Source organism: Pseudoalteromonas sp. G5_S1_54_S4 (genome assembly GCF_054968565.1).
On the sequence record NZ_JBQKUL010000082.1, the window covers coordinates 1 to 7,837 of the forward strand.

Sequence of the window (7,837 nt, forward strand, 5' to 3'; positions counted from 1 at the left end):
ATAGATGAAGCAGAATACAAGAAACGCGTAAAACATTGTTTTGAATTTCAAAATGGTTTGTTATCTGAATCAAAAGAGTGGCGAAAACAAATAAAACGTTGGGCAACTAGCCTACTCAATAATTTACCTTTGCTTGAAGCTGCTATGCAAGATGGTAGCTATCGTTTGGTGCTACATCATGCGCGTTTGTGTTTGATGTTAGGTGATCACTATTATTCATCACAAGATGCAGCCAAAAATTGGCAAGATAGCACAGGGTTATTCGCTAATACGGATCGAGATACCAGTGAGCTAAAGCAAAAACTTGATGAACACTTAGTCGGTGTCGCAAAAAATGCGCTTAATACCGCACATTTATTGCCTGCATTTGAAAAAGAACCACCAGTAGCAACCGATATTCAAGTGTTAAGAAAAGCAAGTCCTATAGCATTTAAATGGCAAGATAAAGCCGTAACTAAAATTAATGAATGGAAAACGCAGCAAGATAAAAAAGTAACAGGCTTTTTTGCGGTTAACATGGCAAGTACAGGCTGTGGAAAAACCTTTGCCAACGCTAAGGTTATGCGTGCGTTATCGGCTGATGGTAAAAGCCTGCGCTATATTCTGGCTCTTGGATTACGTACGTTAACCTTGCAAACGGGTGATGAATATCGCGATAGAATCGGCTTAACTAATGCTGATCTTGCCGTGTTAATAGGTTCACGGGCGGTGGCTGAACTGCATAATCAACGAGAAATTATACAAGATGAAATTACTGATGAAGTTTTAGGCTCCGAATCACAAGAAGCCTTACTAGATGAGTTTATTGATTATGATTGTGAAATACCCGAAGAAGGGCTAAGTACAGTATTAACGTGCACTAAAGATAAACAGTTTTTATATGCACCAGTGCTGGCGTGCACCATTGATCACTTAATGGCGGCGACAGAAACTAAACGAGGTGGTCGCTATATTCTGCCAAGTTTACGGTTAATGTCATCTGACTTAGTAATTGATGAAATAGATGATTTCACCGGTGATGATTTAATCGCGATTGGCAGGCTTATTCACTTAGCAGGCATGTTAGGCAGAAAAGTGATGATTTCATCAGCCACTATTCCGCCTGATTTAGCGCTAGGTTATTTTAATGCTTATAAAAACGGCTGGAAAATTTTCACTAAAAGTCGAGACGAAGCAAAAGCTGAAATAGGTTACGCATGGATCGATGAATTTACTACCCAAGTAGATAGTATCAGTGTTGCACAAAGTGAGCCGGCCATTGAGCAATATCAATTAAAACACAGTCACTTTATTGATAAACGAGTAAATAGTCTAAGTAAACAAGTCGCTAAACGTAAAGCAGATATTGTGCCTTGTCCTTTATTCTCGATAGACGAATCAACACCAAAAAATGAAGCTGAAGAAAGCAAGCAGTCTCATTATTTTTCAACAGTAAAGCAAGCGACTTTAGCCAAACATCAACTGCATCATAGTATTGATCCTAAAACAGCAATCAAGGTTTCATTTGGTGTAATACGAGTGGCCAATATAACGCCATGTGTAGAATTAACTAAATATTTATTACAAGCCGACTACCCAGAAGATACCCAAGTAAAAGTAATGGCTTACCATAGTCAGCAAGTTTTGTTGCTACGACATGAACAAGAAAAACACCTTGATGACGTTTTAAAACGCAAAGAAAAAGCAGGCGTACCACAAAAAGCATTTTCCGACTCGGTGATCCGTAATCATCTTGACTCATGCGCTAAAAATAATAGTCATATTAAGAATATGTTGTTTATTTTAGTGGCAACGCCGGTTGAGGAAGTAGGGCGCGATCATGACTTTGATTGGGCAATTATTGAACCCTCATCTTATCGCTCAATTGTGCAACTAGCTGGGCGTGTAAGACGTCACAGAGCAGAGGCTGTCGAGTTAGCTAATATTAGCGTAATGCAATATAACCTCAAGGCATTTAAAACCAATGACAAGCTAGATGGAAAATATTTCGTTAAACCAGGTTACGAAGATGGTTTGGATAAAAGCCTACACACCCATGATCTCAATAAATTAGTGAACGAAACATGCATTAATGAAAGTTTAAATGCCACGCCTAGAATAAAAGTACCAACCCAAGCAGATAAGCAGTTATTAGCGTTTATCGAGCATAAAGTAACGGCAGCACAATTAACAAATTTTTCTGCATTTGGCGCAAACACCCTACAAGGCTACTTAACCGAAACATGGTACTTAACCGCTTTGCCACAAGTGTTAACCCCTTTTCGAAAAAGTGAAGCGAGCATTAATTTATTCTTGTTTTATAACGAAAATGAAGACGAATGCTATTTCACTGAAAAAGACGATAAAGGTAAGCCTTTAGTTGATATTAATGATCAAGTAATCAACAGAGAAACAATACTAAACATCAAGAAAATAGAATTAACAGAACAACAACGACAAAATTTATGGTTTGAACGTAATTATCAAAGCTTGTTAATCAAGTACCTCAGTGAACCGTGGTTAGCGACACCTAAGCGGGTGTCATTGCGTTACGGAGAAATAAATATGGTAGAACGTGAAAATGCACAATACGAATATAATGATCAGTTTGGGTTAGTTAGAGTGAATAAAAAAGGAGGTTAACGATGTTAGAAGTTGAAGTGAATGATTTTTTTGAGAAATTAAAAGAAAACTGGAAAAATAAAAAAATCAAAGCGGCAATGTCTGCCGAGGTAAAAGAAAGTTTAATAAAAGAGTGTAATGAACATTATTCACTTAGTCATTGGTTATCTTATGCATCAAATGGGGCTGTTAAAAGGGCTCTTTCAAGTCACCCTAGTAAATTTACTCACCCAGATGTTGGTGCTTCCGATACCAATATAAAAAAGAAAACTTATGTGTCACCTGTTATTTACCTTGGGGTATTTGAAAATAATGGATTCCTAAAAACAGGAAATGTTATAGGGGTTAATTTAGATTCGACAGGTAATGGCGCAGAAGTGGGTAGCATTGGTGAAATAGGAGCTTTCCTGTCTTTAACTCTAGCAGATGGTAGGCGATTCTTTGAGCACTTACGTGAAGATAGTGAACAAGCGAAGAAAATATTAAGTTATTGTGCTGAGGCATATGATGATTTGAAAGTTGGCTTATTATCAATGATTAAGGACGTTGAACCTCAAACCAGCTCTAAAATAAAACAAGTGTACTTTCCTGTTGATGATGATTATCACCAATTATCACTGTTAACTAATTCGGGCATGGTTTATCAATTACGTTCTCGCTTAGATAAATTACGTTTTTCAGATGAAGTAAAAGAACTTCGCGATAAAAAGCGCAAAAACGAGTTTAGTGAGCAGGGTTTTAGTGAAATTTACGGCTTAACCACAATCGGGTACGGTGGAACTAAACCGCAAAATATTAGTGTTTTGAATAATCAAAATGGCGGTAAAGCACACCTTTTATCATCGTTGCCACCGAGTATTGAAAAACGCAGTATACATTTTCCTAGAAGTGATTTTTTTACCGAGTCATTTAAAAAATATGAATATGCAGATAATTTCAAAGCGCTGCATAAACTATTTCAGACTAACTATAACAATATCAAACTTCGTGATGCGAGAGATCGTAACCTGCAACAAATCATAAATTTACTCATCGAGAAAATGTGGGCGGTTCGTGCAGTTTCACAAGCACAATACCACGCGGAAACGTCTTCACTATCAAGCGTGCAGATGACTTGGCTACATAGTGATTTTGCTGATGAAAGAGAAAAATCAGAGCAATGGTTAAATTTACTCATCACTGAAATATCCACATGGTTAACGCGTAGTTATGAAAAGGTGCTAGATAAAAAAGCCATCAAATTAGGCGATGCGGAACGCTTACATTTTGCAGAAGTGATTGAACGTAATAGGGAGTTTTTAAAATGAACAACATAAAGCGATTGTTATTATTACCCCATATAAAAGTACATAACGCCAATGCACTTTCTAGCCCGTTTACTATTGGTTTTCCTGCCATGACAGGATGGCTTGGGGCGGTGCATGCATTACAGCGCAAATTAAATGTTCAAGGCTATAGCGATATTAAATTTAATAGTGTTGCAGTCATTAACCATCAATGTGATTTACAAACTCACAAAGGCGTAGATGATTTTGTGCACTCAATTATTGGTACGGGTAACCCGTTAGATAAAACGGGGGCAAGAAGTGCATTTATCGAAGAAGCGCGTTGTCATTTAACCGTGTCATTAGTCATTGAATACATGGGTATAGAAAAAGACGACGAACAAGTATTACAAGAGCAAATAACCCATTTACTTAACAGCAATATGAAAATGGCTGGCGGTGATATTTTAACGTTTAAAGCCCCACTATTTTTCAAAGTTGAAAATGGAAATACAGCCGATCTTAGCGCATTAACACGCAAACTTATGCCAGGCTATGCCTTGATTGAGCGTCGTGACTTAATGACGGAAGCAATGAGTGCAGGGCAAGATGCAATGGACGCTTTGCTAGATAACCTCGTCATTCATCATCATTGTGAAAAAGTAGCAGGTGAAATGAATGAAGAGAAAGTGATATGGACAAGTAAACGCAAAAACCAAGGTTGGCTTGTGCCTATTGCGACCGGTTTTCATGGTTTGACTGAATTAGGTGAAGCTAAAAATCAACGTGATCCAAACACCCCGCATCGTTTCGCTGAAAGTGTCGTGACTTTGGGGGAATTTAAAATGCCACACAGTATTAAATCAATTGATGAAATATTGTGGCGTTATCAAACGGATCAAACCAATAACTTATATCTTTGTGCTCAAACTCAAAAAATCATACTAACCGAACAAGATATTGAAGACTCATATTACGCATAACTTAATTTATTAAAGGAAAATTATCATGGCTAAAAATCAAGACACCGCATCAGTACTAGCATTTGAAAAGAAATTAGTACCATCAGATGGTTATATGTACGGCACACAATGGGAAGAACGAAATAGTAACGCTAGTCAAACAGCGCTACAACTCATTGAAAAATCGGTACGCGGCACTATTTCAAATCGTTTGGATAAGGCGACAAAAGGCGATCCTGTAAAATTAAATGCAAAAGTAGAAAGTCCTAACTTACAAACGGTTGACAGCTGTGCATTAGCACCAGAGCAAGACACGTTAAAGCTACACTTTACCTTGAAAGTATTAGGCGGAGTACAAACTCCTTCAGCTTGTAACAATGCGCTTTTTAAAGAAAGTTATACTAAAGCGGTAAATTCATACATTGAAAAAGAAGGTTTTAAAGAGCTAGGTAAACGTTATGCTCTTAACTTAGCGAATGCCCGTTTTTTATGGCGCAACCGTGTAGGTGCAGAAAATATAGAAGTACAAGTGAATGCGCTTAATAAAGACAATAAACAGTCTTGGGTATTTGATGCAACACAATTTAGTACGCGCCATTTTGATAATGAAGATAAGCAAGTTATCGAGTTAGGCGAGCGCATTGCTGCAGCATTATCAAGTGAAGACGATTTTTTAATGTTAGAAATTAATTGTTTTGTACAAGTTGGCAAGGCGCAAGAAGTTTATCCAAGTGAAGAATTAGTTTTTGAAAAGAACAACAATAAAGATAAACATAAAAAAAGCAAAATTCTTTATTCAGTAAATGACATTGCTGCAATGCATTCGCAAAAGTTAGGTAATGCACTGCGCAGTATTGATACTTGGTATCCAGAATTTGATGATGCTGAAAAATCCGCTGGGCCAATTGCTATTGAACCTTATGGTGCGGTTACCAATTTAGGCAAAGCGTATAGAACCCCAAAAGACAAACAAGATTTTTACACCTTTTTTGACAAATGGGCACGCGGTACAGAGTTAGAACGTATTGAAGATGAGCACTATGTGATGGCCATCCTAGTGCGCGGTGGTGTGTTTGGCGAAAGTGATAAATAGCTTTTGGGCCATATAGGAGAGAGACATGAAATATTATCTCGATATTACCTTACTGCCAGAAGCTGATATTACCCTCGGCTTTCTCTGGCAAAAGGTTTACCAACAAGTGCATATAGCCTTAGTTGAGAACAAAATTGCTGAAAACCAATCAGCGATAGCGGTGAGTTTTCCGCGCTATAGTACTGAAAAAAGTAGTAAGCATGCGTTTCCGCTTGGCAATCAATTAAGGTTACTGGCAAAGGAAGAATCGCAACTCACTAAACTTAACATTTCAAAATGGTTAAGTCGTTTAGAAGACTACGTACATATTAAGTCGATCAAGCCAGTGCCCGATAATGCCACTCACATTGCCTTTGTTCGCCAACAAGTAAAAGGTGATGCTCGTATCGAAAAGGATATGTTAAGTAAAGCACAGCGCTGGGCTGAAAAATCAGGGCAACCGCTTGATGCCTGCTTAACAGAGCTTGAAAAAACTAAGCCTAAAGCAGATAACTCATTACCTTTTATTTGGCTAGAAAGCCAAGAAACTAAGCAACGGAACACTGGAGACAGCCGAAAGTTTCCATTGTTTATCAAAAGAGTAGGGCTTGAGGAACACCAAACGGGTGTATTTAATTGTTATGGTTTAAGTTCACACCATAACAAACAAGGAAGGCTGGCAAGTATTCCTCAGTTTTAACCTTTATTTTTGCTCTTTAAAAATATGATATAAAAACAGCAAGTTACAATAGGTCGTTTTTTATAAGGTAAAATTAGCATATTTACCCTAACAGCCTGTTGTAACTTATTTTTATGCTGATATTCTATAGTTCACTGCCGCACAGGCAGCTTATAAAGCCGACATATCGGTAGCCTCTGCGCGTTCATAGTTCACTGCCGCACAGGCAGCTTATAAAAGGACTTCGAAACGCGAAAAGCCATTACTTTGGTTCACTGCCGCACAGGCAGCTTATAAAAGTTCAACCACTGGGTACTTATTAGACGCTCCGTTCACTGCCGCACAGGCAGCTTATAAAAGTGCAAAGGCTTCTATTTTTGACAGCCCTGTGTTCACTGCCGCACAGGCAGCTTAGAAAAGATGGGGCGGAAGTTCACCAACTAACCCCGCGTTCACTGCCGCACAGGCAGCTTAGAAACCCCACATAATTTAACTAAAACTACAATTTGAGTTCACTGCCGCACAGGCAGCTTAGAAATAAAGTGGTACCGCCCCCGCCAGCAAATAAATGTTCACTGCCGCACAGGCAGCTTAGAAATCATTCAGAGTTGTTATTATTATATTGGTTATGTTCACTGCCGCACAGGCAGCTTAGAAAACAAAGCCCATGCCATACGCCCTTTGTTGAGCGTTCACTGCCGCACAGGCAGCTTAGAAAGTCATATGCAGTAACACCACTAGTAGCCGACAGTTCACTGCCGCACAGGCAGCTTAGAAATAGCTGTTGTAACGTTAAGTTTAAAACTTGTTGTTCACTGCCGCACAGGCAGCTTAGAAATATAACGGACACTGAGAGCAAATTCAATGAGTGTTCACTGCCGCACAGGCAGCTTAGAAAATGGCTGGCAGCTTACACGCCGCTGACAACATGTTCACTGCCGCACAGGCAGCTTAGAAAATGATGGTTGAGCAGCTACGCATGCAGCAGCTGTTCACTGCCGCACAGGCAGCTTAGAAAACAATGCCCATGCCGTATAACTGGCCCGCGTAGTTCACTGCCGCACAGGCAGCTTAGAAACTTGGGGTAGATACCGACCGAGCTTAATTGTTGTTCACTGCCGCACAGGCAGCTTAGAAAACCAGCGGTATTGTAGTGCTCTTTGTAATAATGTTCACTGCCGCACAGGCAGCTTAGAAAACGCATAGGCATCGTTATTAAATAGATTTTCGGTTCACTGCCGCACAGGCAGCTTAGAAA

General features: G+C 39.1%; 5 protein-coding genes and 1 CRISPR repeat array. All 5 genes read left to right on the forward strand.

Annotation, left to right across the window (positions count from 1 at the left end; all coding sequences use genetic code 11):
- Nucleotides 1-2,622, forward strand: a 2,622-nt coding sequence (cas3f, locus tag ACTRWE_RS18480) for a type I-F CRISPR-associated helicase Cas3f (protein ID WP_462880463.1), incomplete at its 5' end; no start/stop codon positions are given.
- Between the two features lie 2 nt (nt 2,623-2,624).
- The gene (locus ACTRWE_RS18485) at nt 2,625-3,908 is read left to right on the forward strand and encodes a type I-F CRISPR-associated protein Csy1 (RefSeq protein ID WP_462880464.1); all 1,284 of its coding nucleotides are present in this window, start codon (nt 2,625-2,627) and stop codon (nt 3,906-3,908) included.
- On the forward strand, nt 3,905-4,849 hold the full coding sequence (csy2, locus tag ACTRWE_RS18490; protein WP_462880465.1) for a type I-F CRISPR-associated protein Csy2: 945 nt from the start codon (nt 3,905-3,907) through the stop codon (nt 4,847-4,849). The genes ACTRWE_RS18485 and csy2 overlap by 4 nt, the downstream gene beginning before the upstream one ends.
- Before the next feature lie 25 nt (nt 4,850-4,874).
- The gene (gene csy3, locus ACTRWE_RS18495) at nt 4,875-5,921 is read left to right on the forward strand and encodes a type I-F CRISPR-associated protein Csy3 (RefSeq protein ID WP_462880466.1); all 1,047 of its coding nucleotides are present in this window, start codon (nt 4,875-4,877) and stop codon (nt 5,919-5,921) included.
- Between the two features lie 25 nt (nt 5,922-5,946).
- Nucleotides 5,947-6,600: a type I-F CRISPR-associated endoribonuclease Cas6/Csy4 gene (gene cas6f, locus ACTRWE_RS18500; RefSeq protein ID WP_262975979.1), complete on the forward strand. Its 654-nt coding sequence runs from the start codon at nt 5,947-5,949 to the stop codon at nt 6,598-6,600.
- A 129-nt stretch (nt 6,601-6,729) separates the two neighbouring features.
- A CRISPR array of direct repeats spans nt 6,730-7,837; the repeat unit is 28 nt; unit sequence GTTCACTGCCGCACAGGCAGCTTAGAAA.

Bases quoted from the DNA above. Each gene is read 5' to 3' on its own strand.
- ACTRWE_RS18485 (WP_462880464.1), top strand. From the start codon at position 2,625: ATGTTAGAAGTTGAAGTGAATGATTTTTTTGAGAAATTAAAAGAAAAC.
- cas6f (WP_262975979.1), top strand. From the start codon at position 5,947: ATGAAATATTATCTCGATATTACCTTACTGCCAGAAGCTGATATTACC.
- csy2 (WP_462880465.1), top strand. From the start codon at position 3,905: ATGAACAACATAAAGCGATTGTTATTATTACCCCATATAAAAGTACAT.
- csy3 (WP_462880466.1), top strand. From the start codon at position 4,875: ATGGCTAAAAATCAAGACACCGCATCAGTACTAGCATTTGAAAAGAAA.